Below are 26595 nucleotides of genomic sequence, written 5' to 3'. Positions count from 1 at the left end.
CGGCCGGCATCGGCAGTCAGGAAGACGGCCGACCGCCCGTCGGAAGGGTCTGCCGCGGCTCCCCGCGCAGGTGCACGGCCCGCCGCGGCCGGTCGGTGATCAGTACGTCCACCCGTGCGTCGGCGAGGAACCTCCGCAGCCCGGCGTCGTCGTTGACCGTCCAGACCATGGTGAACAGCCGGTGGCGCGCCGCCCGGCGCAGGACGGTGGCGCGGGCCAGCGCCTGGTGGACGGCCACTCCGTGCGCCCCGCAGGCGCGCAGACGTCGCATCGGGAACAGTTCGCTCGCCCGGATCGCCGCCAGCCGCGCCGCGCCGATCTGGCGGCGGTCGCGGCCCAGGGAGAGGGCTGTGCGCACGCCGGGAAAGGCCCGGGTGATCGCGGCGACGGAACGGTCCTCCAGGGTCGTCGCGACGAACCCGTCCCGGCCCAGCAGCGCGACCGCCCGGTCGATCGCCTCGCGCTCGTAACCGGTTTCCTTCAGATCCAGGTGCCCGACCAGTCTCCCGGCGACCAGCTCCATGACGTCCTCGACGACGGGGACGTCGTGTCCGGCGCGGCCGCACAGTTCGGCGTAGGTGATCCGGTGCAGCGGCGGCCCGGTGGGTCCGACCCGGGGGTCGTGGTGGACGACGAGGACGCCGTCGGCGGTGCGCCGGACGTCGAACTCGACGTACTCCGCACCGGAGGCGAGTGCGTCCTCGTACGCCTGCCAGGTCGCGGGCCCGAAGCGCTCGGAGCCGCCGCGGTGCGCGGAGACGGCGGGGCGGTACGGCATCGGCTCAGCTCCGGCGGAGGTACGCGGCGCGGGCCCGGGCCGACCGGTCCGCACCCGGGATCACCCGTAGGTGCGGACCGCCCGTCTCAGGCGGTCCGCACCTACGCAGGACATACGGCGGCCGTACGGCAGGCCTGCGGCAGGCATACGGCGGGTCTACGACGAGCCCGGTGCCGCAGCCGGCTCAGCTCGGCTCAGGTCATCTCGCCTGAGCTCGGCACGGCTCGGCTCGGCACCCGCTCGGCTCAGACGAGCTCGGCCGACAGGGTGATGGTCGTGCCCGTGAGGGCCTGGCTGACCGGGCAGTTCTTCTTGGCGTCCTCGGCGGCGGCGGCGAACCCTTCGGCGTCGAGGCCGGGCACGGTGCCCTCCACCTTCAGGTGGATGCCGGTGATGCCCTCACCCGGCTGGAAGGTGACGTCGGCCGAGGTGACGAGCTTGGTGGGCGGGGTGCCGGCGCCGGCCAGACCGTGCGACAGCGCCATGGAGAAGCAGCTGGAGTGGGCGGCGGCGATCAGCTCCTCGGGGCTGGTCTTGCCGTTGGCCTGCTCGGCGCGCGACGGCCACGACACCGGCTGCTGACCGATGCCGGAGGAGTCGAAGGTGACGACACCGTTGCCCTTGAGCAGGTCGCCTTCCCAGACGGTGTGAGCGGAGCGCGTGGTTGCCACGACGATTCCCTTCGCGTACTGGCTGTTGGGGTAGCGGCGGCCCGTCGCCGGGCGCCTAGGACACGTCCTGGCCCCATCCGATCACACCTGGGCCCGCTTCACCCACCCGACGGGGCGACGACGGCCGAGCGCGTCGCGGAAACGGCCACGGTGACCGCGTGACTCCACGGCCCGGCGTCCGCCGCCGCGCCCCTCCCCTCGCCCTCCTCCTCACCCTGTCCTCCCTCTCCCCCTCCCCCTTCACCGCACCCGGAACACCGGTCCCTTTGCGGTGAACGGCAGTTGACGCCCCTGTGGGATCAGGTAGGCGTGTTCGCGTCGGATCCGCAGGACGTCGCACCAGCCGTCGGTGATGACGAGCAGCGGCGCGCCGGGCGGGAAGTCGTCGGCGCGGTGCAGGAGGTCGACGCCGGGCTGCAGGACCGTGCCGCCGCGCCCGTGCACGCGGACCCGGCTCGCGATCTCGGCGACGGGGAGGTAGCCGGCGTCGTGCGGGGCGGCGTCGCAGAAGACGACGCGGGCGGCCGGTACGTCGCGGGCCTCGGCGTACGAGGCGATCGCGCCCAGTGCCTTGCCGAGGAGGGTGCGGTCCATGGAGCCGGAGGTGTCCAGGACGACGCCGAAGGTGCAGCGCGCGATCTCCTCGGGCGGGAAGGAGCGGCCGGCGCGCGGGATGTCGGGGGTGGAGGCCTGGCGGCGCGCGGGGCGGGCGTAGGTCCGCAGCGGCTCGGGGCGTGGCACGAACTCGTCGAACCAGCGGGCGAGTTGTGCGTCCCAGGGCAGGGGCGGGTGGCTGAGCGCGCGGATCTCCTCCACCAACCCGCCGGGCAGGAAGCCGCGTTCCTGGCGGTGGTGCAGGTCGAGGCCCTGGGCGAGACCGCGGCGGTAGAAGCCGTCGAGGTCGACGTGGTCGCACGGCGGGCCGAGCGGGGCGCCGAGGACGTCGCCGAGGCCCTTGCCGCGCAGGGTGGCCAGTCGGCGCATCCGGCGCAGGTCGACGGCGATGCGGTCGTAGACCTCCTCGGCGGACAGGCCCGCCAACTCGCCGTCGTACAGGAGCCCTTCGGGCATGGTGCCGACCTGCATCTCGCGCAGCCAGCCGTTGATGACGTAGTCGCAGGCGACGTTGAAGAGGTAGGGGTCGCGGGCGCCGCAGCGGTCGCCGTGGCGCAGGGCGGCGTGCAGCATCTCGTGGGCGAGGACGAAGCGCCATTCCTCGTCGTCGAAGTGGCGCAGCGGGTTGACGTAGATCTCGCCGGCCTCCGCGTTCACGGCGGCGATCGAGATGTCGTGCGCGCGGGCGAGTTCGGCGTCGGCGACGAGCTTGATGCCGGCCGCGAGGCTGCCGAGCAGCGGGTAGGAGGAGACGAACCAGCTCAGTGCGCGCTCCCAGGGGCGGCGGGCGGGCGCCGCGGCGTCGAGGGACTCGCGGCGGCCGCCCGCCATGTCCATCGCGGCGGACACGGTCCGGGTGAGGGCGGTGGCGAACGCCAGCGGCCAGTCGGGCGCCTGTCGTCCGTAGGAGGCCCATCGCACGAGCACCTGGTCGGCCGCCGTGCCCGCGGTGCCGCAGTGCTCGTAGGCGGCGGGGAGCCCGGTGCGCCGCCAGCGGGCGGCGAGCTGCTCCTCGTCGCCGCCGGGGTACGACAGCGGCAGCTCGTCGGGGGCGCTGCCGACGGAGAAGGTCAGCAGAAAGCGGTTGACGACGGTGCAGCGCGCGGCGAGTTCGTAGCGGTCGGGCTGGGTGCGCTCGTCCTGGGACGCCGGGAGATGTCCGAAGCCGAGGTGGAGGGCGGCGTGGGCCAGCGACCAGGCCCAGCGGGCGGGGTCGGCGATGCGGGTGGGGTGGGCGTGCAGGGTGCCGTTGGAGTCGACGCGGACGAGTCCGTCGCGGGGAGCCGTGGCGCACTCCTCGCGGCGGCAGGTGTCGAACTCCAGGGCGGCCAGCGCCGGGTTGGCGCGCAGCAGCGCCAACCCGAACGTGAACTGCTCGGTCGCGAGGTCCCGCTTCTTCTTCTCGCGCTCCCGCTGGCTCACCGGCGGGCCTCCACCAGGCGGGGCATGTCCCGGGCCGCCTCGACCAGGAACCAGGCGGGCAGTACGGGGTTGCCGTCGGCGTCGGAGGCGATGACGATCTGGGCGACCTCGACGGAGATCTCGGCGAGCTGCACGAGCAGCGACTTGGCGCGGTACGCGGTCTGCCGGCCGTTCGCCGACATGTGCCCCTTGACGGCGGGGAGTTCCTTGACGAGCCGGCCGCGGAACGAGTCGGCGAGGTAGTAGAGCAGGTCGCGGTCCTCGACGCGGTGCGGCCAGGAGGCCTCGCCCTTGAGGATGGCCTCGATGCCGTACCGGCTGCGGACGATCTTGACGTAGCCGCAGAAGGCGGTGGCGTGCGCGGGGGTCAGCGTGCCGTGCGCGAGGATCTTGAGAGTGTCCTCGTCGAGGTCCCGGCCGAAGGAGTGCAGGGCGTCGGAGAGCATGTGCCAGGAGCGGGGCGTCGAGAACGGTTCCTCGGTCTTGGGCGGCTTGGACCACAGGTGGTCGGGGCGGTCGGTGACGTGGTCGAGGACCCAGGGGTGGACGCCGTTGTTCGCCGCCCAGGTCAGCCAGTCCTTCGCGGACGCCTCCAGGTGGACGTGGGTGAGGCGGTTGACGAGCGCGGAGGCGATGGGCCGGGCGAGCGCGTTGTCCGTGGCCCGGTTGCCGGCGCCGATGACGATCGAGCCTCCGGGCAGCTCGTAGTCGCCGATCCGGCGGTCGAGGATGAGGGAGTAGAACGCCTTCTGCACGTCCGGGGTGGCCGCGTTGAGCTCGTCGAGGAACAGACAGTACGGCTCGTCGCGGGCGATGGCCTCCGGCGGGCAGAACACCGACCGGCCGTCCCGGATCTGCGGTACGCCGATGAGGTCCTCGGGCGCGAGCTGCGTACCCAGCAGGCTCACGCACTCCAGCCCGAGCGACTCGGCGAACTCCCTGACCAGGGAGGACTTTCCGATGCCGGGGGCGCCCCACAGGAACACCGGCCGCACGGTGGCGAGGCCGAGGAGCAGTTCGGGGATACGGGAGGGCGTGACCGTGACGGCAGCCTGCAAGGGGAACGACTCCTGCGGGAATTCGAGTCCGGGAAGGGCGCGCGAGTGCACGGGATCCGGACAGACAGATCAGTACGAACAGTCTGTGCGTACGAACCTGTCGGCGCAGCCGATTTTCAGGCGGCGCGCTCCTCCGGCGCCGTCTCCAGGGGCACTTGGGGCCCGTTCGACTCGCGCAGCCAGCGGCACAGGACGCGGTGGACCTGCTCGGCGCCGACCAGTCCGGCTCCCTCGCGGCCCACGCCGTCCCCTCCGTCCCCTCCGTCCCCTGGATCCCCTGCATCCCCTGCATCTCCTGCGTCCTCGACGGGTGCGGAGAGGGCGAGCGGGGACAGCAGGAAGGGGCGGGCCTGGGCGCCGCCGAGGCCGCCGTGGGAGCCGATCTGCTCCTCGAAGGCGAGGACCTCGCCGTCGACGGGATCGTGGAAGGAGTTGACCATGATGTCGGCGGTGTGCGGGAAGGAGTGGGTGCGGCGCACGGCGTCGGCGGCGCCGGGCCCGAAGGCGGCCAACGGGCCGGGATGCCCGTCCAGTCGGTCCAGGGGGATCTCCGCGCCGTACGCGCCCAGGACGACCCCGCCGTGCTCCTCGCTGCGCACGAGGAGGAAGCCGATGCCGGGGTGGTTGGCGAGCGTGGTCAGCAGGGCGGGGTGGCGGGCGTCGATCTCCTCCTTGCTCATGCGGTGCGGAACCTCGGGGAAGGAGATCAGGCCGAGGTTGCCGGAGGCGAGCACGATCGGCTCCGTCTGCCGTCCGGCGGGGCGGTGGCGCGCGCCGCTCTCCTCGACGGGCCGGCGCAGCGCCGCCCGGACGGCCGCGCGGGCCTCGGCGCCGCTGTGGGTACGCTCGGCCCTGCGCGGCACGGGCAGTCCGCAGCCGGCCCGCACCAGGTCGCCCAGGGTGAGGCCGTAGCGGGCGTGGAAGGTCTCGCCGGGGCTCTGGCCGTGGTCGGACAGGACGACGATCCGGTAGGGGCGGGGGGCGTGCTCGGTGACGTTCTCGATCAGCGCGAGGGACCGGTCCAGGCGGCCGAGGACCTGCTCGGTGTCCCGGCCGAGCGGCCCGGAGTGGTGCGCGACCTCGTCGTAGGCGACCAGGTCGGCGTAGACGGAGGTGCGGCCGGCCAGCACGTCGCCCATCACGGCGGCCACGACGACGTCCCGTTCGACGACGGTCGCGAAGGCGCGGACGAAGGGGTAGAGGCCGCCGCGCCCCACGCGCGGGCGTTCCTTGCGCAGCCGGGCGCGGGTGGACTGGCCCATCTCGCGGACGACCTCGGCGAAGAACGACAGCGCGGTGCGCACGGCGTTGGCCGGGTCGGAGAAGTACGCGAAGTAACCGGCCCGGGAACGGGTTTCCCGGCTGCGCCGGCGCGCGGCGATGGACAGCACGAGGGCCTGTTCGTCGGCGCCGCCGCCGAAGAGGTTGCCCCGGCTGGCGCCGTCGGCGGAGAGCAGCCCGCCGTCGCCGGTCCGCTCGACCGCCCGGCGCTGGAGTTCGGCGGCGCTGGTCGGCCGGTTGCAGACCATCACCTCCTGGCTGTCCTTCTCGTACCAGCGGAAGGCCGGGATGTCGTGGTTGCTGCCGTGCAGGATGCCGAGCTGGCTGGCGCCGGTCTGGCTGGACCAGTCGGTGCGCCAGGGGGTGAGCCGGTGGGTCGGGGCCAGGCCGCTCTGACCGAGCCAGCGGGCGATCGTCGGCATCAGGCCCTTCTCGACCGCCGCGACCAGGACGTCGTGGCCGACGCCGTCGAGTTGGAGGAAGACGGTGCCGGGGGTGGTCGGGCAGGGCGGGCCGCCCCGGCGGCGGCGGTCGGCGAGGCGGTACAGGCGACGGCGGTAGGCGTCGTCGTCGCGCACGGCCAGCGCACCGCCCGTGGCGGAGGCGACGGCGGACATCACGGCGGCGACGATGACGGCGGTCTCGGGGGCCGCCTCGCTCTGCCCGGAGGGGTTCAGCCGCAGGGCGAGCAGGAGAAGGGAGCCGTTGAGGAAGAACACCAGCAGGCCGAGCACCAGCGCCGGCACGAGCAGCAGGAGCCGCACGAGCAGGGGCCAGACCAGGGCCGACAGCACACCGAACACCCCGGCGCCGACGGCCGCGGTGACGGCGATGCGGGTGGCGCTGTCGCCGTCGGCGGACTGCAGCCGGAAGTCCGGCAGGATCCCCGCCAGAACGAGCATCGTGAGCGTGGAGACGCCCCACACCGTGACGCTTCGCCCAGCCTGACTGACGGCCCGACGCCACCGCACCCCACGCACGCCCCGTACACCTTCTTCCGGCCCCGTCGCCCGCGGGGGCCGCCACCCACCCTGTCACATCGCGCCGACAAGGGCCCCGCGGTCCTCGACCTCCCAAGACCTACCGGCTACCGGCTACCGGCTACCGGCTACCGGCTACCGGCTACCGGCTACCGGCTACCGGCTACCGGCTACCGGCCGTCGTACCCGGCCGTCGGCATCGACAGTCGCCGGTGCACCCGTGCCTTCATCTGCGCGTCGTACGCGGGCTCGGCGAACCCCACCGTCTCCACCCGCACCCCGCGCCGCGCGCACTCCTCGGCGAACTCCTCGACGGAGGAGAACGCGCTCTGAAGGACCCGGTGGCTGGGGGCGACGAACAGGTCGCCGCCGGGCAGGACGCCGTCCCACAGCACACAGTGGTCGGGGCGCAGCCCGCTCACCAGGAGCTCCCGGCTGACGACGTACCCCCGCTGGGCCGCCCACCGCGCGCACATGGCGTGCTGGCTGCGGGAGTCCACCAGGAAAGGATCGGCGTCCAGTTCCTCCAGCGGCGTCAGACTCGCGATCGCCGTGACCCGCATGACCCGCACCGGTCCCATGGTGTCCCCCTCACCTCCGGGTTTCGCCGCCGACCCTACTCCTGCCCGTAGGCTTCGGGGGAGTCGCGCGAAGGGGGCAAAGGGGTGCCGGTGGACATCACGTGGTGGGGACACGCCACCTGCACGGTCGAGGATTCGAACGTACGCGTACTCACCGATCCCGTGTTCGCCCGCCGGCTCGCGCACCTGCGCCGCCGCCGGGGCGAGCCGCCCCCGCCCGACGCCTGGCGCGCCGACGTCGCGCTCGTCTCCCATCTGCACGCCGACCATCTGCACCTGCCCTCGCTGGCGCGCCTCGCGCCGGGCACGCGCCTGCTGGTGCCCCGAGGCGCGCCGCGCGCCGTGCCGGGGCTGCGCCGCCTGGGACATCTGCTGCTGAGCGAGATGGGGCCGGGCGACGAGACCTCCGTCGGCGCACTGCGGATACGGGCCGTGGCCGCGCGCCACGACGGCCGCCGGCTGCCGCTCGGCCCGCACCGCTCCCCCGCGCTCGGGTACGTCGTCGAGGGCGAGGCCCGGACGTACTTCGCCGGGGACACCGGCCTGTTCGAGGACATGGCCAAGGAGGTCGGGCCCATCGAAGTGGCGCTCCTGCCGGTGGGCGGCTGGGGGCCGTATCTCGGGGAGGGGCATCTGGACGCGGGGCGGGCGGCGGAGGCGCTGGCCCGGCTGGCGCCGCACAGCGCGGTGCCGGTGCACTACGGCACGTACTGGCCGATCGGGATGGACGCCGTGCGCCCCCATGAGTTCCATGCGCCGGGCGAGGAGTTCGTGCGCCTGGCGGCGGAGCGTGCGCCGGACGTGACGGTGCACCGGCTCGGACACGGGGAGAGCGTGCGGCTGGGGGACGCGCGGTGACCGTGCTGTCCGCCGCGAGCCTGCTGTCTCCCGCGAGCCTGCTGTCCGCCGCCGCCACGACGACGGTCGTGCCGACGGAGTCCACCCAGCAGGCGCTCGGCTATCCGTCGCTGTTCCTGCTGGTGCTGATCGGCGCGCTGGTGCCGGTGGTGCCGACGGGGGCGCTGGTGAGTTCGGCGGCGGTGGTCGCCTTCCACCAGACGGCGCCGTTCGCGCTGGCGCTGGTGTTCGTGACGGCGTCGCTGGCCGCGTTCTGCGGGGACGCGGCGCTGTACTGGCTGGGTCGGCGCGGGATGCGGTCGAAGAACGGCTCACGCTGGCTGGCGGCGATCCGGACGCGGGCGCCGGAGGAGCGGCTGGCGCAGGCGCAGGAGAAGCTCGCCGACCACGGCACGACCGTGCTGGTGCTGTCCCGGCTGGTGCCGGCGGGCCGGATCCCGGTGATGCTGGCCTGTCTGATGGCCGACTGGCCGCTGCGCCGCTTCATGCGCGGCAACCTCCCGGCCTGTCTGGCCTGGGCGGTGACCTACCAGCTGATCGGGATCCTCGGCGGCTCCCTGTTCCCCGAGCCGTGGGAGGGCGTGGTCGCGGCGGTCGCGCTGACCGTGGTGATCAGCGCGGCCCCGAGCGTGTGGCGCCGTATGCGAAGGACCGGACCGGTCTAGCGCCCAGGCCCGGCAGGGCCGGCAGGGCCGGCAGCCGATCCGGTCCGGCAGCCGATCTAGCCCGGCAGCCGGTCTAGTCCAGTACCCGTTCCAGTACCCGTGCGCCTCCCACCGGCAGGTCCCACAGGTCCGCGCGGTCCCGGCCCGCCTTCTCCCAGGCCGTCCGCACCCGCTGGAGCGGTTCGAGGACGGGTTCGGCGGACAGCACGAACGTGCCCCAGTGCATCGGGGCCATCCGGCGGGCCCCCAGGTCGAGGGCGGAGCGGACGGCCTCCTCCGGGTCGCAGTGCACGTCTCTGAGCCACCAGCGGGGGTTGTAGGCGCCGATGGGGAGCAGGGCGAGGTCGATGCCGGGGTAGCGCTGTCCGATGCGGGAGAACCAGTGGCCGTACCCGGTGTCGCCGGCGAAGTACAGGCGCTGCCCGTCGGGGGCGGTGAGCACCCAACCGCCCCAGAGGGAACGGCAGGTGTCGGTGAGGGAGCGCTTGGACCAGTGGTGGGCGGGGACGAAGTCGAAGCGCACGCCGGACAGTTCGGCCGCCTCCCACCAGTCCAGCTCGGTCACGCGGGTGAACCGGCGGCGGTGGAACCAGCTGCCGAGCCCGGCCGGCACGAACACGGGTGTGTCGCGCGGGAGTCGGCGCAGCGTGGGCGCGTCCAGGTGGTCGTAGTGGTTGTGGCTGATGACGACCGCGTCGACGGGCGGCAGCGTGTCCCAGGGCACGCCCACGGGGGTGATGCGGGCCGGGGTGCCGAGGATGCGGCGGGACCAGACCGGGTCGGTGAGGACGGTCAGACCGCCGATGCTCACCACCCAACTGGCGTGTCCCGCCCAGGTGACGGCGAGGGTGCGGGCGTCCACGCGGGGCGGCGGGGCGGGGGCGAAGGGCAGCCGGGGGATGTCGGCGAGGCCCTCCTTGCCGGGCCGCACCGAGCCCTCGCGGGCGAAGCGGGCGAGGGCCTTGAGACCGGGCAGCGGGGCGGTCAGCCGGTCGTGGAACGTGCGCGGCCACACCCGCCGCTCCCCCAGCGGGCGGGGCTCGGCGAGGGGCGGAAAAGGGGGCGCGGACGGGGCGTTGAGGGCATCGGCATCCGGCGTGGCCGTGCCGGTGGTGAGCGATGTGCCGGTGGTGAGCGATGTGCCGGTGGCGAGGGGCGTGCGGGTGGTGAGGGGCGTGCGGGTCGACTCGGACTGCTGCGTCATCGAGGAGGCTCCCATCGCTGAGCGTCGTCACGGAGATCGTCGAAGACCGACCTCAAGAGCATCAACGCGCGTTGCACGTGTGGCAGTTCCAACGGCGTGGGCGAGGTGAGACATTCCAGCCGCTGCGCGTCCGTGTCGCCCAGCAGCGGGCCGGTGGACAGGCGGACGCGCAGCGCCCCGAGGTCGTCTCCGAAGCGGTGGCCGCCCGGCGCGGGCCTGCCGAGCCGGGCGGTGAGGAAGTCCTCCAGGTCCTGCGCGTCGCCGACGCCGTGCGCGGCCAGCGCCTGGCGCAGCGGGCCCAGGTCGGCGTACACGTGCCGGCCGGCCTGGGGCGGTCGGGCGAAGGCCCCCGCGCCGACGACCGCGCCGTGCACGGCGGCGGCCACGCGCGCGTGCAGGCGTACGGCGGCTCTCACCCGCGCGGTGACCGGCTCGGGCTCGGTCAGGGCATGGGCGGCAGCCGCGGCGACCGGTGCGGCCACGCGCGCGTCGAGGGCGGTGAGCACGTCGAGCACGCGCGCGTGCAGACCGTCGCCGGCGGCGCCGGCGGGGAGGCGGGCGACGGCGGCCGGCCAGCCCGACGGCAGCAGGGCGCCGGCGAGGTCGGTGACGACGGTGACCCGCTCGGGCAGCATCTCGGCGGGACTGACCAGCATGGTGTGGTGCGGGGCGTGCAGGGTGTCGCGCCAGGTCTCGTCGCTGACCAGGTGCAGGCCCTCCGCGGCGGCGGCCTCCACGGCCTCGTGCAGCACCTCGGGCGGGGCGACGGTGGCGGTGGGGTCGTCGGCGACGGACAGTACCAGCAGCCGCGGGTCGCCGCCCTCGGCCCGCACCCGGCGCACGGTCTCCAGCAGGGCGTACGGGTCCGGGACGCCCCCGCACTCGGCGGGCGTCGCCACATGGAACAGGGGTCTGCCCAACAGGCGCGCGTACGGCGCCCACCAGGCCGCGCAGGGCCGGGGCACCAGGACGTCGCCGCCGAGCGCGGCGGTCAGCGCGAGCAGCAGCGCGGGGGCGCCGGGACCGGCCACCACCCGGCCGGCCTCGGCGGGGGCGCCGCGCCGCGCCCCGTAGCCGGCCGCGGCCGCCAGCAGCTCGGGCCCGCCGCCCACGGGCTCCCCCTCGCCCCGGCCGGCCGCCTCGGCGAGCACGGCGGCGAGTTCGGGCAGCACGGGCAGTCCGTCCGAGGGCACCGGAGGGCCGTAGCGGACGGGCCCGTGGCCTTCCGGTTCCGTCCACCGCATGTGGTCCTCCGCGCAGTCGGTCCCAGGGTGTCTCGTACGAGGATGAGCGGGCCGTGGGTGCCCAGCGGGCCCTGATCGCCCTGCGGGGTCAGGCGTCCGCCGCGGGGCTGCGACGGCGCAGCCGGTGCACGGCCGCGGCGACCGCGCCGGCGATCAGCAGACCGCCGGCGACGAGTGCGGGGACGGAGCCGGTGAAGGCCCCTCCCTCGCCGGCCCGGACGCCGTGCTCGACGGTCGCGGGGGCGCAGGAGACGTCGCGGGGAGCGTCGTGGGAGGTGTCGTGGGCAGGGTCGCGGGGAGTGTCGTAGGCAGGGTCGCGGGGAGTGTCGTAGGACCGGCCGGGCTGGGCGGGCTGGACGGGCTGGGCCGGTCTGGCGGGGACCTCGGCGCACGGCTGGGCCGCGCCGCCGTGGGTGACGTCGAAGGTGGCGCTCCACGGCCTGCCCTGCCCGCCGGGCGGCGCCGGGCAGGTGCCGTCGACGGTCCAGGCGGAGTCCGGGCCGACCGCCTCCGGGCTGACGTCGAGGCCGTCGGCGGAGGGGATGCGGGCGGTGCCCCGGTAGGCGGGACCGGCTGCCGCCGCGTCGTCGCCGGGGACCTTGGTCAGCGTGACCGCGCCTTCGTCGAAGGCCCGCGAGGTGGCGTCGATGCTCTCGGGGGCGATCCCGTCGAGGGGGTCGCAGGAGACGGAGACGGTGACGCTGCCGCCCGGGGAGACGCTGCCCGGGCCGACCTCCGCCGCCGGGTCCGCCGACGCGGCCGGAGCGACGGTGACCAGCAGGACACCGGCCAGGGCGGCGGCGGAGAGAAAAGGGGCGGTGGGGCTGCGGCGCATGGGACGGCTCCTTCGGCCGGCGACTGCGGGGCACGGCGTTCATGCCCCGCAGCCATCACAGCCCGCAGGAGGCCGGGCCGCGCGCGGCCGGACACCATTAGCGGGACGGGAGCCTCCAACCGGGTGACTTTTTTCTGTGCGACTTCTCCTGTACGGCTTTCTTCTGCACGGCCTTACGCGACGTCCCTCAGGACCTGTTCCCGTAACCGGTTGCAGCAATGGCTGATCAGCCGGGACACATGCATCTGCGAGATCCCCAGCTGCTCGGCGATCCGGCTCTGCGTCATGTCCGCGAAGAACCGCATGTACAAGATCGCCCGCTCCCGCTCGGGCAGTGCGGCCAGCCGAGGCCGGACCGCCTCGCGGTCGACGACGGTGTCGAGCGCGGGGTCGGCGCAGCCCAGGGTGTCGGCCAGCGCGTACCCGCCCTCGCCGCCCGGCAGCTCCGCGTCCAGGGACAGCGCGGTGTAGCTCTCCAGCGCTTCCAGGCCGGTGCGGACGTCGTCCTCGCCGAGCTGCGCGTGCTCGGCGATCTCGGCGACGGTGGGCCGGCGGCCGACGACGGTCTGCGACAGGTCCTGGCAGGCGAAGCGGACGCGGTTGCGCAGGTCCTGGACCCGGCGGGGCACGTGCAGGGTCCACAGGTGGTCGCGGAAGTGCCGCTTGATCTCCCCGGTGACGGTGGGCACGGCATAGCTCTCGAACGCGTGTCCGCGCTCGGGGTCGTAGCGGTCGACGGCCTTGACCAGGCCGAGGGCCGCGACCTGGCGCAGGTCCTCGAGGTTCTCCCCGCGGCTGCGGAAGCGGCCGGCGAGGCGGTCGGCCATGGGCAGCCAGGCCTCGACGACCTGGCTGCGGAGGCGGTCGCGCTGGGGGCCCGGCGGCAGCGCGGCGAGCCGGCGGAAGGCGTCGGCGGTGTCGGGGGCGTCATGGTGCGGGTGGTGCTTCGCGCTCGCTCGGTTTCGCATGGTGCGTAGCAACTCCCTTGGCGATGCTCAGGGTTGGCCGGTCACCGTGGAAGCGCGTCACTGTGAAAGCGCGGCGGCGCGGCGGCGGCCCGACCGGGCGTGCGGGGGCCGGGAGCCAGGGGCCGGGACGCACGGCCTCCCACGGACGTGCTCCGGTCAGAAGCACTGTGACGCGCCTGCCCCGGGCCTCCGCCCGCAAACACCTTCCGGGCTACGCCCCGGCGGGGCTCCCGCCGCCCGTCGTCCCCTGACCCCACTTGCCGACCGGGGCGTCGGCGGCCCGAGCGCCTGTGGCCGGGGTCGGTCGCGGCCGGCCGCCGTTCACCGCGGCGGTGCGCTCCCGGGCCCCCTCGCGGGTGCGGCCGGCGGAGACGAAGCGGCGCGGGTTGCGGCGCAGGTACTCGCCCTCGAGCCGGGCCATGCGGTCGTTGTGGGCCCGCAGTGCGTCGTTCGAGCCGTAGAGCAGAGTGTCGTGGCGCGTGCGGTGGATCGTCGCGAGCTCCTTCATGAGCTGCTGGTCGTCCAGGCGCGCAGGGTCGACTCCGGTCATGGTGGCACCCCGCTCGTCGCGTGCGTTTGCCAGTGCTTCCCCTCCACTGTACGAACATTCAGCCCGTAGGGCCTCCGTACGCCGGGACCTGTCGCGGTACGCCGGGACCTGTCGCCGTACGCCGGGACCTGTCGCGGTACGCAGGGACCTATCGCGCGCGCTCCACCCGGCGCTCGTCCCACACGGGCTCGGCCGTCTCCCGGACCCGGCCGTCGCTGCCGAAGACCAGATAGCGGTCGAAGGAGCGGGCGAACCAGCGGTCGTGGGTGACGGCGAGGACGGTCCCGTCGAAGGCCTCCAGGCCTTCCTGGAGGGCCTCGGCGGACTCCAGGTCGAGGTTGTCGGTCGGCTCGTCGAGGAGCAGGGCCGTGACGCCCTGCAGTTCGAGGAGCAGGATCTGGAAGCGGGCCTGCTGGCCGCCGGAGAGCCGCTCGAAGGTCTGCTCGGCCTGCTGGGTCAGCTCGTAGCGGCGCAGCCGGGACATGGCCGCGCCCCGGTCCTGGGAGTGCTCCTGCCACAGGATGTCCAGGAGGGCACGGCCCTGGAGCTCGGGGTGGGCGTGGGTCTGCGCGAAGTGTCCGGGCACGACCCGCGCCCCGAGCTTCCACTCCCCGGTGTGCGCGACGGTGTCGCCGGCGAGCAGCCGCAGGAAGTGCGACTTGCCGGAGCCGTTGGAGCCGAGGACGGCGACCCGTTCGCCGTAGAAGACCTCCAGGTCGAAGGGTTTCATCAGGCCGGTGAGCTCAAGTCCCTTGCAGGTGACGGCCCTTACGCCGGTGCGGCCGCCCTTGAGCCGCATGGTGATGTCCTGCTCGCGCGGCGGCTCCGGCGGCGGGCCCGCCTCCTCGAACTTGCGCAGCCGGGTCTGGGCGGCGGCGTAGCGGGAGGCCAACTCGTGGCTGATGGAGGCGGCCTGACGGAGGTTCAGGACGAGCTTCTTCAGCTGGGCGTGCTTCTCGTCCCAGCGTCTGCGCAACTCCTCGAAACGGGCGAAGCGTGCGCGGCGGGCCTCGTGGTAGGTGGCGAAGCCGCTGCCGTGCACCCAGGCGTCGGCGCCGGCCGGGCCCGGTTCGACGGAGACGATCTTCTCGGCGGCGCGGGAGAGGAGTTCGCGGTCGTGGGAGACGAACAGGACCGTCTTGCGGGTCTCCTTCAGCCGCTCCTCCAGCCATCGCTTGCCGGGCACGTCGAGGTAGTTGTCAGGCTCGTCGAGCAGCAGCACCTCGTCGCCGCCGCGCAGCAGCGCCTCCAGCACCAGCCGCTTCTGCTCGCCTCCGGAGAGCGTGCGCACGACCCGGAACTGCGCCTTGTCGTAGGGCACGCCGAGCGCGGCCATGGTGCACATGTCCCAGAGCGTCTCGAACTCGTACCCGCGCACCTCGGCCCAGTCGCTGAGGGCCTGCGCGTACTGGAGCTGGGCCGCTTCGTCGTCGACGGTCATGATGGCGTGCTCGGCCTTGTCGACTTCCCGCGCGACCTCGCGGATGCGCGGCGGGGCCACGGAGACGAGCAGGTCGCGTACGGTCGTCTCGTCCCGTACGGAGCCCACGAACTGACGCATCACGCCCAGGCCGCCACTGACGGTGACGGTCCCGCCGTGCGGTTTCAGCTCACCCGAGATCAGCCGCAGCAGGGTCGTCTTGCCCGCGCCGTTCGGCCCGACCAGGGCGACCACGGCCCCTTCCCCCACCCGGAAGGACACGTCGCCGAGCAACGTCCTCCCGTCGGGGAGGTAGTACTCGAGGTGCGCGGCTTCCAGATGTCCCATGAGGACGCATTCTGCGGGCCGCCCACAGGATGCGGCAAACCGATATCGGCGCTGGCAGGGGGCGCGGTACTCGACTCGCGGCGGGGTACCGGCAGGGGCCGGGGCGGGTCAGTCGCCGTCGGCGCCCTCCACCGGCCGGCCCGCCGGTCCGCCCTCGCCGGCCGGCGTCACCGTCGCGCCCGCCCAGGAGAGGGCCTTCCAGCCGTCCTGCGGGGAGCCTTCGAGGATCACCACGCCCGTGTTGTCGAGACGGTGGGCGGCGGCGAAGGGCACGTCGACGTTGTGGGCGCGGGCCGCGGACCAGACCCGGATCGCCGCGCCGTGGCTGACCAGGGCGACCGTCCCCGCGCCGCTCGCCGCGGCCTCGGCGACCACGGCGTCGTACCGGGCGAGGAACTCGACGCCGTCCTCCCCGCCGGGCATGCGCAGCTCGACCTCGCCGGCCGCCCAGGCGAACACCGTGCGCATGTAGCGGTCGCCGACCCCGGAGCCGCCGGGCAGCCCCTCCACGTCGCCCGCGGTGATCTCGCGTATGCCGTCGCGGACGAGGACGTCGAGACCGCGGGCGGCGGCCAGCGGGGCGGCGGTGAGCTGGGTGCGGACGAGGGTGGAGGCGTAGAGGGCCTCGATGTCCTCGTGGGCGAGGGCAGCGGGCAGCGCGGCCGCCTGCTGTTCGCCGAGTGCGGTCAGGCCCGGGCCCGGGACGGCGGTGTCCAGGACGTAGTCCACGTTCGCGGGAGTCTGACCGTGACGGATGAGCAGCAGACGCATGCGGTGACCTCCGGTGTCGGATGCCGCCCCCACTCGGGAAACGGCCACGCCAGCGTACCCGTGGGCCACGCCGGACCAGGCTGGAAAGAGACAGCGGGGGACAGGATCTGACGTATCGTCAGTCCACATGGCAAAACAAATGGTCTCACGATGCGGCCGACGAGCGTACGGTGTCGTCATCGCTCCGGGGGACCCGGTTCGTCGACGAGGGGTAGGGAGAGCCATGCCGAAAGCACAGGAATCCGCCGTCTACACGCACGGGCACCACGAGTCGGTGCTGCGTTCGCACACCTGGCGGACCGCCGCCAACTCGGCCGCCTACCTGCTCGGCTCCCTGAAGCCCCACATGAAGGTTCTGGACGTCGGCTGCGGACCGGGCACCATCACCGCCGACCTGGCGGCGCTGGTCCCCGACGGGCACGTCACGGCCGTGGACCACGCGCCGGGAATCCTGGAACAGGCCCGGGCCACGGCCGAGGAGCGGGGCCTGACGAACGTCGACTTCGCCGTCGCGGACGTCCACGCCCTGGACTTCCCGGACGACACGTTCTGCGTGGTCCACGCCCACCAGGTGCTCCAGCACGTGGGCGACCCGGTGCAGGCGCTGCGCGAGATACGGCGGGTGACGAAGCCGGGAGGGTACGTGGCGGTCCGGGACGCGGACTACGCGGCGATGGTCTGGTACCCCGAGTCGCCTGGCATGGACGACTGGCTGGACCTCTACCAGCGGGTGTCCCGGGCCAACGGCGGCGAACCGGACGCCGGACGCCGGCTGAAGTCCTGGGCGCTGGCCGCCGGGTTCACGGACATCACGGCCACCTCCGGCACCTGGACGTTCAGCACCGCCGAAGAGCGGGCGTGGTGGAGCGGCCTGTGGGCCGACCGCACGCTGGCCTCCGCGTACGCGGAGCGCGCCGTCGAGGGCGGGCACGCCACCGTGGAGCAGCTGCGGGCCGTGGCGCAGGCGTGGCGGGAGTGGGGCGAGCAGGAGGACGGCTGGTTCAGCGTCCTGCACGGCGAGATTCTGTGCCGTAAAGACGCCTGATTCGCGGAATCCGGGACACCCGGATTGGCAGGAGGTTCACATCATGGTTCCCATCCTGCTCGTCCTGCTGCTGGTGCTGCTGCTTTTCGGCATCGGATTCGCGGTGAAGTTGCTCTGGTGGATCGCGATCGTCGTTCTCATCGTCTGGCTGCTCGGATTCCTCTTCCGCGGGACCTCCGCGTCGGGAGGCAAGAGCCGTTGGTACCGGTGGTGAATCGTCGATCGTAGAGGTCGGCGAGTCGATCGCAGAGAGGGGCGAGGGGAGTCCACGGCGCGCCATTACGGCCGTGGGCTCCCCTCGCCCGCTTCCACGAAGGAATAGGCCGCCCAGGGGCCGGAGAGTTCCACCCGCATTCTCGATTCCGCATTCTTCGCGCGCTGCACGATTTCCACGAATTCCTCGGAGTCGGCGCGCGGCACCAGATAGGCGGCGTTCAGGACGTTCCGCCCGAAAGCCGTGCCGGGAGCCTTGGCGGAAGGGTGCAGACGGGCCGAGTCGGCGTGCGCGGCCAGCTTGAGGTGCAGCCGGTCGGCGAACTGCTCGGCCCCGGATTCGGATTCGGCCTCGGATTCAGCCTCGGCATACGCCTTCACCCTCCACTCGACCCGCCCCGCGAGCCGGCCCAGGGTGCGGCGGAACTCCTCCTCGCGCTCCTCCATCATCACGCGCACCCCGCTGTCGTCGCGGAACACGGTGGCGAGCCGGAGCGGCAGCGGCGTGGTGACGGCCGTGAGCGCGTCGATCACCTGCTCGTGGGCGCGGGCGGTCGCGGTGAGCCAGTCGGGGTCTTCCGAACGACGGCGCAGGGGCTCCTCGGCGAAGTCCCGCTCCGGGACATGGCTGACGACGGCGATCAGGCCATGGTGGGTGAGCAGTCTGGGCGGATCGCCCGCCACTCCCGTCAGAGCGGTCTGCAGGGGCGCGTCGAGGGGCCGGCAGACGGCGTAGACGTACCGCAGTCCGGTCATGACGACTCCTCCGCCTTCTCCGTCCGCCCTCGGCCTACGGCCCCTCGCCGCACGGGCTCCTCCTCGTACTCCACATCGTCCACCCGGCCGTCGTCCCCGGCATCCCGCGCCTCGCCGCCTCGGCCCCTTCCGCCCGGCGCGCACACCGCACCCCACAGCGTCTCACCCCTGCCGTTGCGGGGCCTCGGGGTCGATGTCGTCCGGGCGGGGCGCCGCACCGGGGTGCGGCAGGTCCGCGTCCGGCAGGGGCGGGTACGGCAGGCCCAGGCCTCCGGGCGGCCCGGCCGGCGGCGTACCGCCGATGACGCGCCCAGGCCGGCCCGGGCCGCCGCGCAGCGCGTACACCACCATGCCGAGGGCCGCCGCGACGATCACCGCGGCCGCCCAGCCCGGCAGACCGCCGCCGAGCCCCTGCCCCAGTCCGAGCCCGATCCCCAGTCCCACCACCAGTGCGACAGCCGCGGCGAGACGCTCCGGGTGTTCCCCTTGTTTCCTGTGCTCCATGGCCGCCGGGTACCCGCCGTCGCCGCCGCCTAACTCCATGGTCCGGGCGGGGCCGTGGACCCGTGAAGGGGATTCGTGAAGGGGTCCCCTCTCCCCCGACCGCCCCAACTAGGCTCGACGCCATGGACATTCTGGGAGCCACACTGCGTGTCTGTGTCGACGACCTGGAGGCCTCGGTCTCCTTCTACGAGCGGCTCGCGGGCGCCAGGGCGCTGCGTTTCGAGCGGGGCGGTGTGGAGGTGGCCGCGGTGGGCTGCTTCCTGCTGATGAGCGGGCCCGAGGCCGAGTTGGAGGTGCTGCGCAAGGTCGCGGCGACGATCGCGGTCACGGATGTCGACGAGGCCCACAAGACCCTCGCCGAGCTGGGCGCGGACATCGTCGCGGGTCCGGTGGCGACCCCCGCCGGCCGCAACCTGATCGTCCGGCACCCGGACGGCGCGGTCTACGAGTACGTGGACCGACGCCGGACCTGAACGGAGCCGCTACCGCTCAGGACGGGACCAGCGCGGACACGACGACGTCGGCGAGCAGCGCGCCCGCCGTGCCCTGCGGGTCCAGATCGGGGTCGTAGATGGTGACGTTGAGGCCGACGCAGCGCGGGGAGGCCAGCAACGGGCGGAGCAGGGCGACGAGTTCGTCGGGGAGCAGGCCGTCGGGGTCGGGGCTGTCGACGGCGGGCATGACGGTGGGGTCGAGGACGTCGGCGTCCAAGTGCACCCAGAAACCGTCGAGTCGGGGGATGTCGAAGGCCTCGGCGGCGGCGTCGCCGAGCGCCTCGGGTCCCTGCTCCCGCAGCTCGCCGACGGTGGCGACGGACATCTTCAGGGCGACGAGTTCGGCGCGGTCGTCGGTGAAGAGGTCGCGGATGCCGAAGAAGCGGACGTCCTCGTCGCGCAGATAGGGCCCGAGGCCCTCCAGGTTGGTCAGGTCCTCCTGGCCGCGCCCGGTCGCCAGCGCCACCTCCTCGCCGCCCGCCGCGCCGACCGATTCGGAGTTGCCGAGGTGCCGGAAGTCGGCGGAGGCGTCCACGGCGGCCAGTCCGTACCGTCCGAGCCGGCGCAGGGCGAGGGAGGCGCCGAGCTGGATGGAGCAGTCGCCGCCCAGGACCACGGGGAAGTCGCCGGCGCGCACATGCCGCTCGATGCGGTCCGCGAGCTTGCGGGTGTAGGCGGCGAGGGCGGCGGCGTTGAAGACGCCGTCGCCCTCCTGCCAGTCTCCGCGGTCGTAGCGCGGCGGGACGACGACCCCGCCGTCCGCGGCGCCGAGCCGCCGCACGATCCGCTGTTCCCGCAGCGCGCCGGCCAGCTTGTAGCAGCCGGGCACGGTGCCGGGGGCGGGCGGGCGCAGGCCCAGGTTGGAGGGGGCGTCGAGCACGACGAAATTCCGCATGCCGCGCATCCTCGCCGACGTACAGTCGACCGTCCACCGACTTGCGCGAAGGAGCGGCAGTGAGCGAGCAGCACACCTATCGGGTGATCGTCCGGGGCGTCTGGGACGGCCTCGCCGAGGAGGCCCGTGCCCGGCTGCTCGCCGAGGCCGCCGACCACGGTCTGACGAGCATGCGGTTCAGCGAGGAGGGCACGCTGTCGTACGAGCCGTCGCCGCTGAAGCACTTCTCGATGCGGTACGTGGTGGTGTCGGACGCGGCGGACGGCCCGGAGATGGCGGGCGCGCTCGCCGAGGACCGTGCCGAGACGGCGCTGCGTGCGCTCGGCTACGGCTTCGCCGGGCTGAAGTCGACGGTCACCGACCTGGACACGATGAAGATCAACCGGAAGTCCGCATCTCGGCGGTGATCGCCCACCGCTCGTGGTCCCGCCAGTCCCCGTCGATGTAGATCATCTTCGGGGAGAAGCCCTCCAGGCGGAAGCCGCAGGAGCGGGCGAGTCCGATCGAGGCGGCGTTGCCGGGCTGCATGTTGATCTCCAGCCGGTGCAGCCGCATCGGCCCGAACGCGTGTCCGACCACGAGGTCGAGCCCCTCGCGCATCAGCCCGCGCCCGGCCGCGTGCGCGAAGGCGCCGTAGCCCAGCGCGCCGCACTGGAATCCGCCTTCGACGATGTTGTTGATGTTGATGAACCCGGCGATGGCCCCGTCGCCGCCGTTCTCACCGCCGTTCTCGCCGTCCTTCCCGCCCCCCTTCCCTGCGCCCGCCTCTGCGCCCTTCTCGCAGACCAGGAACCCGGCCTTCGTCGGGTCCTCGATCAGCCGGCCCGCGTACGCGGTGTACGCGTCGGCGGTGGCCGGCGGGAACAGCCACGGACGGTGCAGGTCCTGGCTCTCGCGGGCGCGGGCGGTGAACTCGGCCCCGTCCGCGTAGGTGAAGTGACGTATCCCCACGCGGGGGCCTTCGGCGAGGTAACGGGATCCGGTGTGCGGCATCGGGCCAGCGTACGACGGGTCAGCCGCGCCGTTTGCGCAAGTACGTGACGTACGCACCGCACAGCGCGCCGATGATCGCCGTGGCCAGGAGCGCCACCCACAGGGGCATGGTGACCTCGGGGACCAGCAGTCTGATCTTGGTGGTGCGGGTGTTCTCGAAGATGAAGATCAGGGCGAGGACGGCGAGCACCAGGACGGCGATCCGGGCGGGTGTCATCGCTCCGCCGCGGCCGCCGGTCTTCCCGCCGCTCTCGGAGGTCTTCGGGCTCATGGGACCAGGGTGGGCCCGAAACCGCCCTCACGCACGGTGAGCGCGCCCTCCGGGTGAACCCTGAGCGGCCGCCGAGCCGCCCCTGAGCCGTACGTCACCGCAACGCGGGCTCGTCCAGGGTCAACGTCCCGGCCTCCGCGTCGAGTTCGGCGCGCACGCCGAAGGGCACGGTCAACGCCCCCTCGCAGTGCCCGAATCCGAGCTCCTCGACGACGGGCACCCCGAGTCCGCCGAGCCGGTCGGCGAACACCGCCCGCAGCTCCTCATAGGGCCCGCACCTGTCCCAGGACCCGAGCGCGACGCCCGCGACGCCGTCGAGCCAGCCGGTGCGCAGGAGCTGGGTGAGGGCGCGGTCGACGCTGTACGGCCGCTCCCCCACGTCCTCGATCAGCAGCAGCCCGCCGCGCGCGCCGGAGCGGGTGTGCGGGGTGCCGTAGCCGGTGGCGAGCAGCGCGAGGCAGCCGCCGAGGGTGACGCCCCTGGCCCGGCCCGGGGCGAGTGCCGTACCGGAGGAGGCGAGGGTGCGGACGGTCTGAGGGGCGAACAGGGTGGCCCTCAGGTGTTCCTGCGCGCGGGCGTTCTTGACGAAGTCGACGCCGGCGGCCACCGGGCCGTACAGCGTGGCCAGGCCCAGACGGACGGCGAACGCCTCGTGCAGCGTGGTGGTGTCGCTGAAGCCGACGAACACCTTCGGTCCGGCCGCCCGCATCGCGTCCCAGTCGAGGAGGTCGACGATGCGCTGGGCGCCGTAGCCGCCGCGGGCGCACAGCACCGCGTCGACGGCGGGATCGCACCAGGCGCGCTGGAGGTCGGCGGCCCGGTCGGCGTCGGCGCCCGCGAGGTAGGGCAGGTCGGGGCGCCGGTCGAGCGCATGGGGTGCGGCCACCGGGTCGAGGTCCCAGCCGCGCAGCAGGTCGAGGCCGGCCTGCAGGCGCTCCTCGACCACGGGACCGCTGGGCGCGACGATCGCGACGCGGGCGCCGGGGGCCAGCCGCGCCGGCCGCACGAGTTCCTTCACCGTACGAGCTCCAACCTGGGGACACCGGGCACCCGCAGCCCGAACGCCTGAGCGTACAGGGACAGCTCGGCCTCCAGCGCGCGCACCGTCGTCGCCGCCTGCCGGAACCCGTGCCCCTCCCCCGCGAAGGCGAGATACGCGTGCGGCACCCGCCGTCCGGCCAGCCGGGCCAGGAACCGCTCGCACTGGGCGGGCGGGCAGATCACGTCGTCCAGGCCCTGGAGCAGCAGGAACGGCGCGGTGATCCGGTCGGCGTGCTCGACGGGCGAGCGTTGCGCGTAGCGGGCGGGCACCTCGGCGAGCGGTCCGACGAGATGGTCGAGGTAGCGCGACTCCAGGTCGTGGGTCTCCCCGGTGGCCCAGCCCACCAGGTCGAGCACGGGGTAGCGGATCGTGCCGCAGGCGTAGACGTCCGTGCCGGTCAGCGAGGCGGCGGCGGTCCAGCCGCCCGCGCTGCCGCCGCGGATCGCCAGCCGGTCGCGGTCGGCGGTGCCCTCGCCGGCCAGGGCCAGGGCGACGGTCGCGCAGTCCTCGACGTCGACGACGCCCCACTGCTCGCGCAGCCGCTCCCGGTACTCCCGCCCGTATCCGGTCGACCCCCCGTAGTTCACCTCGGCGACCCCGATGCCCCGGGAGGTGAAGTAGGCGATCTCCAGGTCCAGCACGAGCGGGGCCCGGTCGGTGGGCCCGCCGTGCGCCCAGACGACGTACGGCGGCAGCTCGTGGCCGGGGGCCGCGTGGCCGGGGTTGTGGGGCGGGTAGACGTGGGCGTGGATCTCGCGGCCGTCGGGGCCGGTGACGGTGCGGATCTGCGGCTCCGGGTAGTACGCCGGGTCCACCGCGTCGTCGTGCGCCGCGCCGACCACCCGGGCCCGGCCGGTACGGGCGTCCAGCTCCACCACCTCGTAGGCGCTGCGCGGGCTGGCGGCGACGCCGACGACCCGGTCGCCGAGCACACCGAGGGTGGAGGCGAACTCGGTCCACGGTCCGGCCGCGTCGACGAGCTCGCCGGTCTCCGGGTCGAGGATGCCGAGGGCGGTGGCGCCCCGGCCGTGCACGACGGCGACGAGTCCGCTGTCCAAGGGGGCGAACCAGCGGTGCCCGGGCTTCCACAGGGCCCCGCCGAACTCCTCCTCGCGGGGGCACACCGGTTCGTGGTCGCGGTACAGGTTCCACCAGCCGCTGCGGTCGCTCGCGTACAGCAACCGCCCGTCCGCCGACCAGTCGACCTGTGCGATCGACTCCTGCGGTCCGCCCGCCACGGCCCGGGCGCCGGTCAGGGATCCGTCCGGCGTGACGTCGGCGACGATCGCCTCCGTGCCGTCCCACGGCATCCGCGGATGGTCCCAGGCCAGCCACGCCGCCCGCCGCCCGTCCGGCGAGAGCCGCGCCCCGGTGACGAACCGCCGCCGGTCGTCGGTCAGTTCGCGTACCGCGCCCCGGTCGTCGGCCGCCGAGCCGTCCAGCGGTACGGCGGCCAGCACCCGGCGTACCTCGGTGGGCGCGTCGCCGGTGAACTCCTCCAGCACGCACCACACTTCGCCGCGGTCCAGGAGCAACTGCGGCTCCGCCCAGCGCAGTCCGCCGCCCACCGTCGAGACGGGGGTGAGCGGCCGGGGCTCTCCGCCCAGCTCGCAGACGTAGAGCCGCTGGTCGGCGAAGTGCACGAACACCACCAGCGGGCCGCCCTCGCGCACGGCTCCGGCCCAGGGCTGTCCGCCGTACTCGACGAACCGGCTGCGGACGTTCCAGGGCGCGGGCAGGACGGGCTCCTCGACGCCGTCCGCGCGGCGGCGCACCAGGGTGCGGCGGCCGCCCTCGGCGGGGCGGGGCGTGGTCCACCACACCTCGTCGCCGACGAAGCCGACGTACTCGGGCCGTCCGTCGTGCGCGGCGGCGAGCCGGGCGTCGATGGGCGAGGGCCAGGAGCCGTAGGGCAGGATCCGCATGTTCTCCCCGCCCGTCAGGCCGTGCGCAGGAACCGGTCGAGGACGTGGACGCCGAAGTGCAGCGCCTCGACCGGGACCCGCTCGTCGACGCCGTGGAACATGGCCTGGTAGTCGTAGCCCTCCGGCAGCTTCAGCGGGGTGAAGCCGTAGCCGGTGATCCCCAGGCGCGAGAACTGCTTGGCGTCCGTGCCGCCGGACATGCAGAACGGCACCACATGCCCCTCGGGCGCGAACTCCTCGACGGCCGCGCGCATCCGGGCGTACGTCGGCGAGTCCAGCGGTGCCTGGAGGGCGACTTCGCGGTGGTGGAACTCCCAGTCCACGTCAGGGCCGGTGAGTTCGTCGAGAGTGGTGCGGAACTCGTCCTCGCAGCCTGGGAGATACCGTCCGTCGACGAACGCGACGGCCTCGCCCGGGATGACGTTGACCTTGTAACCGGCTTTGAGCATGGTCGGGTTGGCGCTGTTGCGCACGGTCGCCTCGACCAGCTTGGCCGCGGGCCCGAGCTTCTTCAGCAGCACGTCCACGTCGGCCAGGTCCGCGTCGATCCCGTACAGGGCGGCGAGTTCGGTGAGCGCGGCGCGGACGGTCGGGGTGAGCCGCAGCGGCCACTCGTGCTCGCCGATCCGGGTGACGGCGGCGGCCAGCCGGGTCACCGCGTTCTCCCGGTTGACCTTGGAGCCGTGCCCGGCCCGCCCGCGTGCGGTGAGCTTCACCCAGCCGGTGCCGCGCTCGCCCGCCGCGACGGGGTAGATCTGGCGGCCCGTGCCGTCGTGGAAGGTGTACGCCCCGGACTCGCCGACGCCCTCCGTGCACCCCTCGAACAGCTCCGGGTGCCGGTCGGCGAGGAAGCCCGAGCCGTCCTCGGCGCTGGCCTCCTCGTCGGCGGTGAAGGCGATGACGAGGTCGCGCCGGGGCCGTACGCCCGCCCGCGCCCAGGCCCGCACGACGGACAGGATCATCGCGTCCATGTTCTTCATGTCGACCGCGCCGCGCCCCCACACGACGCCGTCGCGCACCTCTCCGGAGAACGGGTGCACGCTCCAGTCCGCGGCCTCGGCGGGGACGACGTCCAGGTGGCCGTGGACGAGCAGCGCGTCGGCGGACGGGTCGCAGCCCTCGATCCGGGCGACGACGTTGGTCCGGCCCGGGGTGCGTTCGAGCAGCGTCGGCTCGAGCCCGACGTCGGCGAGGAGCGCGGCCGCGTACTCGGCGGCGGGCCGCTCCCGGCAGTCGCCGCCGCCCCGGTTGGCCGTGTCGATGCGGATGAGGTCGGAGGTGAACCGGACGACCTCGTCCCGCGCCTGCGCGTCAGTCATGCTGCTCCTCAGCCGTACGGTTCTTCGGCCGTACTGTTCCGTGCCGCTCTTCAGCCGTACTGTTCTTCGATCGCCGCCGAGACGATCGTGGTGATCGCCTTGAAGGCGCGAATGCCCTCGTACATCGTGTCGCTGGTGCAGGCGACCTTGCGCTCGCCGATGCGCGCCACGCCGGGCACGACGGTGGCGGCCATCGCGAGATGCTCAGCGTCGAACTCCAGCGCGATGGTGAACGGCCCGCCGTACAGCGGTTCCTGACGGACCGCCAGCCGTGCGGCCTCCTTCGCGGCCGACCGGATGTCGGCGGCGGTGCGGGCCGGCGTACGGCAGACGGCCGCGTACCGCGAGACATGGTCCTTGACCGCGACCTTCAGCGCCTCGGGCGCGTACCCGAGGGCGTCCTCGCAGGCCACGTCGTCGCCGGTGACCAGGACGACCGGCACGCCGTACTCGGCGACGACGTGCGCGTTGAGCAGGCCCTCGCTGGCGCGTACGTCGTTCAGCCACACGCCGGTGATCGAGTTGGCGAGGTAGGTGTGGGCGAGGACGCCCTCCATGCCGGCGCCCGCGTGGTAGCCGACGAACGCGACGCCGTCGACGTCGCCGTGTTGCACGCCCTCCACCATCGACAGCTCCTTGTGCCGGCCGGTGAGCATCTCCGCCCGCTCGTCGAGCTGCTCGAGGAGGAGGTTGCGCATGGTCCAGTGGGCCTCGTTGATCAGGACCTCGTCCGCCCCGCCGTCGAAGAAGCCCAGCACGGCGGCGTTGACGTCCGAGGTGAACAGCGACCGGCAGCGCTCCCACTGCGGGGTCCCGGGCAGCACGTCGGCCGGCCAGGTGACACCGGTGGCGCCCTCCATGTCGGCGCTGATGAGGATCTTCATGTCCG

The 26595-nt window shown here is 73.7% G+C and carries 27 protein-coding genes and 1 pseudogene; 6 read left to right on the top strand and 22 right to left on the bottom strand.

Going from position 1 to position 26595, the window contains the following annotated elements:
• Positions 1 to 16: 16 nt before the first annotated feature.
• The 6 genes from OG562_RS35595 to OG562_RS35570 form a co-directional block, all read right to left on the bottom strand.
• On the bottom strand, positions 17 to 778 hold the full coding sequence (locus tag OG562_RS35595; protein WP_266405471.1) for a glycerophosphodiester phosphodiesterase family protein: 762 nt from the start codon (positions 776 to 778) through the stop codon (positions 17 to 19).
• Positions 779 to 1023: 245 nt separating this feature from the next.
• The gene (locus tag OG562_RS35590) at positions 1024 to 1449 is read right to left on the bottom strand and encodes an OsmC family protein (RefSeq protein WP_266405470.1); all 426 of its coding nucleotides are present in this window, start codon (positions 1447 to 1449) and stop codon (positions 1024 to 1026) included.
• Positions 1450 to 1689: 240 nt separating this feature from the next.
• Positions 1690 to 3486, bottom strand: coding sequence for a hypothetical protein (locus OG562_RS35585; protein ID WP_266405469.1), 1797 nt, complete (start codon positions 3484 to 3486; stop codon positions 1690 to 1692).
• Complete coding sequence (locus tag OG562_RS35580; RefSeq protein WP_266405468.1) at positions 3483 to 4544, bottom strand: ATP-binding protein; 1062 nt, start codon at positions 4542 to 4544, stop codon at positions 3483 to 3485. The genes OG562_RS35585 and OG562_RS35580 overlap by 4 nt, the downstream gene beginning before the upstream one ends.
• A 116-nt stretch (positions 4545 to 4660) precedes the next feature.
• The gene (locus OG562_RS35575; RefSeq protein WP_266405467.1) at positions 4661 to 6805 is read right to left on the bottom strand and encodes a phage holin family protein; all 2145 of its coding nucleotides are present in this window, start codon (positions 6803 to 6805) and stop codon (positions 4661 to 4663) included.
• A 170-nt stretch (positions 6806 to 6975) separates the two neighbouring features.
• The gene (locus OG562_RS35570; RefSeq protein WP_266405466.1) at positions 6976 to 7386 is read right to left on the bottom strand and encodes a hypothetical protein; all 411 of its coding nucleotides are present in this window, start codon (positions 7384 to 7386) and stop codon (positions 6976 to 6978) included.
• 84 nt (positions 7387 to 7470) lie between these two features.
• Here OG562_RS35570 and OG562_RS35565 point away from each other — a divergent pair, with 84 nt between their 5' ends.
• Positions 7471 to 8244, top strand: a complete 774-nt coding sequence (locus OG562_RS35565; protein ID WP_266405465.1) for an MBL fold metallo-hydrolase — start codon at positions 7471 to 7473, stop codon at positions 8242 to 8244.
• Positions 8245 to 8282: 38 nt separating this feature from the next.
• Positions 8283 to 8909, top strand: coding sequence for a DedA family protein (locus tag OG562_RS35560; protein WP_266409692.1), 627 nt, complete (start codon positions 8283 to 8285; stop codon positions 8907 to 8909).
• A gap of 73 nt (positions 8910 to 8982) precedes the next feature.
• Here OG562_RS35560 and OG562_RS35555 read toward each other — a convergent pair whose 3' ends face one another.
• The 7 genes and pseudogenes from OG562_RS35555 to OG562_RS35525 all read right to left on the bottom strand — a co-directional run bounded on the left by OG562_RS35555 (position 8983) and on the right by OG562_RS35525 (position 16249).
• Positions 8983 to 10113 (bottom strand): MBL fold metallo-hydrolase, encoded by a 1131-nt coding sequence (locus tag OG562_RS35555; RefSeq protein WP_266405464.1) that lies wholly within the window; start codon positions 10111 to 10113, stop codon positions 8983 to 8985.
• On the bottom strand, positions 10110 to 11357 hold the full coding sequence (locus tag OG562_RS35550; protein WP_266405463.1) for an aminotransferase class I/II-fold pyridoxal phosphate-dependent enzyme: 1248 nt from the start codon (positions 11355 to 11357) through the stop codon (positions 10110 to 10112). The genes OG562_RS35555 and OG562_RS35550 overlap by 4 nt, the downstream gene beginning before the upstream one ends.
• A gap of 88 nt (positions 11358 to 11445) precedes the next feature.
• Positions 11446 to 12192: a hypothetical protein gene (locus OG562_RS35545; RefSeq protein ID WP_266405462.1), complete on the bottom strand. Its 747-nt coding sequence runs from the start codon at positions 12190 to 12192 to the stop codon at positions 11446 to 11448.
• Between the two features lie 173 nt (positions 12193 to 12365).
• The gene (locus tag OG562_RS35540) at positions 12366 to 13160 is read right to left on the bottom strand and encodes an RNA polymerase sigma factor SigF (protein WP_266405461.1); all 795 of its coding nucleotides are present in this window, start codon (positions 13158 to 13160) and stop codon (positions 12366 to 12368) included.
• A 334-nt stretch (positions 13161 to 13494) separates the two neighbouring features.
• Positions 13495 to 13710: pseudogene (locus tag OG562_RS35535) on the bottom strand (DUF6158 family protein); the annotation flags it as partial.
• 148 nt (positions 13711 to 13858) lie between these two features.
• Positions 13859 to 15478, bottom strand: a complete 1620-nt coding sequence (locus OG562_RS35530) for an ABC-F family ATP-binding cassette domain-containing protein (protein WP_266405459.1) — start codon at positions 15476 to 15478, stop codon at positions 13859 to 13861.
• A gap of 108 nt (positions 15479 to 15586) precedes the next feature.
• On the bottom strand, positions 15587 to 16249 hold the full coding sequence (locus OG562_RS35525) for a histidine phosphatase family protein (RefSeq protein WP_266405458.1): 663 nt from the start codon (positions 16247 to 16249) through the stop codon (positions 15587 to 15589).
• A gap of 223 nt (positions 16250 to 16472) precedes the next feature.
• Here OG562_RS35525 and OG562_RS35520 point away from each other — a divergent pair, with 223 nt between their 5' ends.
• Both OG562_RS35520 and OG562_RS35515 read left to right on the top strand, forming a co-directional pair.
• The gene (locus OG562_RS35520) at positions 16473 to 17294 is read left to right on the top strand and encodes a class I SAM-dependent methyltransferase (RefSeq protein ID WP_266405456.1); all 822 of its coding nucleotides are present in this window, start codon (positions 16473 to 16475) and stop codon (positions 17292 to 17294) included.
• Positions 17295 to 17337: 43 nt separating this feature from the next.
• Complete coding sequence (locus OG562_RS35515; RefSeq protein ID WP_266405455.1) at positions 17338 to 17508, top strand: hydrophobic protein; 171 nt, start codon at positions 17338 to 17340, stop codon at positions 17506 to 17508.
• Positions 17509 to 17573: 65 nt separating this feature from the next.
• Here OG562_RS35515 and OG562_RS35510 read toward each other — a convergent pair whose 3' ends face one another.
• On the bottom strand, positions 17574 to 18263 hold the full coding sequence (locus OG562_RS35510; RefSeq protein WP_266405453.1) for a GvpL/GvpF family gas vesicle protein: 690 nt from the start codon (positions 18261 to 18263) through the stop codon (positions 17574 to 17576).
• 162 nt (positions 18264 to 18425) lie between these two features.
• On the bottom strand, positions 18426 to 18767 hold the full coding sequence (locus OG562_RS35505; protein WP_266405451.1) for a hypothetical protein: 342 nt from the start codon (positions 18765 to 18767) through the stop codon (positions 18426 to 18428).
• A gap of 122 nt (positions 18768 to 18889) precedes the next feature.
• Here OG562_RS35505 and OG562_RS35500 point away from each other — a divergent pair, with 122 nt between their 5' ends.
• Complete coding sequence (locus OG562_RS35500; RefSeq protein WP_266405449.1) at positions 18890 to 19240, top strand: VOC family protein; 351 nt, start codon at positions 18890 to 18892, stop codon at positions 19238 to 19240.
• A 16-nt stretch (positions 19241 to 19256) separates the two neighbouring features.
• Here OG562_RS35500 and OG562_RS35495 read toward each other — a convergent pair whose 3' ends face one another.
• Positions 19257 to 20156 carry an arginase family protein gene (locus tag OG562_RS35495; RefSeq protein ID WP_266405447.1) on the bottom strand — a complete coding sequence of 300 codons (900 nt, stop codon included), beginning with the start codon at positions 20154 to 20156 and terminating at the stop codon, positions 19257 to 19259.
• Between the two features lie 59 nt (positions 20157 to 20215).
• Here OG562_RS35495 and OG562_RS35490 point away from each other — a divergent pair, with 59 nt between their 5' ends.
• The gene (locus OG562_RS35490; protein ID WP_266405445.1) at positions 20216 to 20563 is read left to right on the top strand and encodes a DUF6204 family protein; all 348 of its coding nucleotides are present in this window, start codon (positions 20216 to 20218) and stop codon (positions 20561 to 20563) included.
• On the opposite strand, the gene OG562_RS35485 is transcribed toward OG562_RS35490, so the two are convergent.
• The 6 genes from OG562_RS35485 to OG562_RS35460 form a co-directional block, all read right to left on the bottom strand.
• Entirely contained in the window at positions 20535 to 21149 is a 615-nt protein-coding gene (locus tag OG562_RS35485; RefSeq protein ID WP_266405444.1) for a GNAT family N-acetyltransferase, read from the bottom strand. The genes OG562_RS35490 and OG562_RS35485 overlap by 29 nt on opposite strands.
• 19 nt (positions 21150 to 21168) lie before the next feature.
• The gene (locus OG562_RS35480) at positions 21169 to 21420 is read right to left on the bottom strand and encodes a LapA family protein (protein WP_266405443.1); all 252 of its coding nucleotides are present in this window, start codon (positions 21418 to 21420) and stop codon (positions 21169 to 21171) included.
• Between the two features lie 94 nt (positions 21421 to 21514).
• Positions 21515 to 22438, bottom strand: coding sequence for an LD-carboxypeptidase (locus OG562_RS35475; protein WP_266405441.1), 924 nt, complete (start codon positions 22436 to 22438; stop codon positions 21515 to 21517).
• Positions 22435 to 24387, bottom strand: a complete 1953-nt coding sequence (locus OG562_RS35470; protein ID WP_266405440.1) for a prolyl oligopeptidase family serine peptidase — start codon at positions 24385 to 24387, stop codon at positions 22435 to 22437. Before OG562_RS35470 ends, OG562_RS35475 begins: the two co-directional genes overlap by 4 nt.
• Positions 24388 to 24401: 14 nt before the next feature.
• On the bottom strand, positions 24402 to 25706 hold the full coding sequence (locus OG562_RS35465) for a M20/M25/M40 family metallo-hydrolase (RefSeq protein WP_266405438.1): 1305 nt from the start codon (positions 25704 to 25706) through the stop codon (positions 24402 to 24404).
• 50 nt (positions 25707 to 25756) lie between these two features.
• On the bottom strand, positions 25757 to 26590 hold the full coding sequence (locus OG562_RS35460; protein WP_266405436.1) for a M55 family metallopeptidase: 834 nt from the start codon (positions 26588 to 26590) through the stop codon (positions 25757 to 25759).
• Between the last annotated feature and the right edge of the window lie 5 nt (positions 26591 to 26595).

It is taken from the genome of Streptomyces sp. NBC_01275 (genome assembly GCF_026340655.1).
GTDB lineage: Bacteria > Actinomycetota > Actinomycetes > Streptomycetales > Streptomycetaceae > Streptomyces.
Note: the sequence above shows the minus strand (reverse complement) of the source record. Positions and strands in the feature narration are given on the sequence as shown.

Excerpts from the sequence above, each read along its gene's own strand:
- OG562_RS35595 (WP_266405471.1), bottom strand. The coding sequence starts at position 778 with ATGCCGTACCGCCCCGCCGTCTCCGCGCACCGCGGCGGCTCCGAGCGC.
- OG562_RS35570 (WP_266405466.1), bottom strand. The coding sequence starts at position 7,386 with ATGGGACCGGTGCGGGTCATGCGGGTCACGGCGATCGCGAGTCTGACG.
- OG562_RS35555 (WP_266405464.1), bottom strand. The coding sequence starts at position 10,113 with ATGACGCAGCAGTCCGAGTCGACCCGCACGCCCCTCACCACCCGCACG.
- OG562_RS35550 (WP_266405463.1), bottom strand. The coding sequence starts at position 11,357 with ATGCGGTGGACGGAACCGGAAGGCCACGGGCCCGTCCGCTACGGCCCT.
- OG562_RS35545 (WP_266405462.1), bottom strand. The coding sequence starts at position 12,192 with ATGCGCCGCAGCCCCACCGCCCCTTTTCTCTCCGCCGCCGCCCTGGCC.
- OG562_RS35540 (WP_266405461.1), bottom strand. The coding sequence starts at position 13,160 with ATGCGAAACCGAGCGAGCGCGAAGCACCACCCGCACCATGACGCCCCC.
- OG562_RS35530 (WP_266405459.1), bottom strand. The coding sequence starts at position 15,478 with ATGGGACATCTGGAAGCCGCGCACCTCGAGTACTACCTCCCCGACGGG.
- OG562_RS35525 (WP_266405458.1), bottom strand. The coding sequence starts at position 16,249 with ATGCGTCTGCTGCTCATCCGTCACGGTCAGACTCCCGCGAACGTGGAC.
- OG562_RS35520 (WP_266405456.1), top strand. The coding sequence starts at position 16,473 with ATGCCGAAAGCACAGGAATCCGCCGTCTACACGCACGGGCACCACGAG.
- OG562_RS35515 (WP_266405455.1), top strand. The coding sequence starts at position 17,338 with ATGGTTCCCATCCTGCTCGTCCTGCTGCTGGTGCTGCTGCTTTTCGGC.
- OG562_RS35510 (WP_266405453.1), bottom strand. The coding sequence starts at position 18,263 with ATGACCGGACTGCGGTACGTCTACGCCGTCTGCCGGCCCCTCGACGCG.
- OG562_RS35505 (WP_266405451.1), bottom strand. The coding sequence starts at position 18,767 with ATGGAGCACAGGAAACAAGGGGAACACCCGGAGCGTCTCGCCGCGGCT.
- OG562_RS35500 (WP_266405449.1), top strand. The coding sequence starts at position 18,890 with ATGGACATTCTGGGAGCCACACTGCGTGTCTGTGTCGACGACCTGGAG.
- OG562_RS35495 (WP_266405447.1), bottom strand. The coding sequence starts at position 20,156 with ATGCGGAATTTCGTCGTGCTCGACGCCCCCTCCAACCTGGGCCTGCGC.
- OG562_RS35485 (WP_266405444.1), bottom strand. The coding sequence starts at position 21,149 with ATGCCGCACACCGGATCCCGTTACCTCGCCGAAGGCCCCCGCGTGGGG.
- OG562_RS35480 (WP_266405443.1), bottom strand. The coding sequence starts at position 21,420 with ATGAGCCCGAAGACCTCCGAGAGCGGCGGGAAGACCGGCGGCCGCGGC.
- OG562_RS35470 (WP_266405440.1), bottom strand. The coding sequence starts at position 24,387 with ATGCGGATCCTGCCCTACGGCTCCTGGCCCTCGCCCATCGACGCCCGG.
- OG562_RS35465 (WP_266405438.1), bottom strand. The coding sequence starts at position 25,706 with ATGACTGACGCGCAGGCGCGGGACGAGGTCGTCCGGTTCACCTCCGAC.
- OG562_RS35460 (WP_266405436.1), bottom strand. The coding sequence starts at position 26,590 with ATGAAGATCCTCATCAGCGCCGACATGGAGGGCGCCACCGGTGTCACC.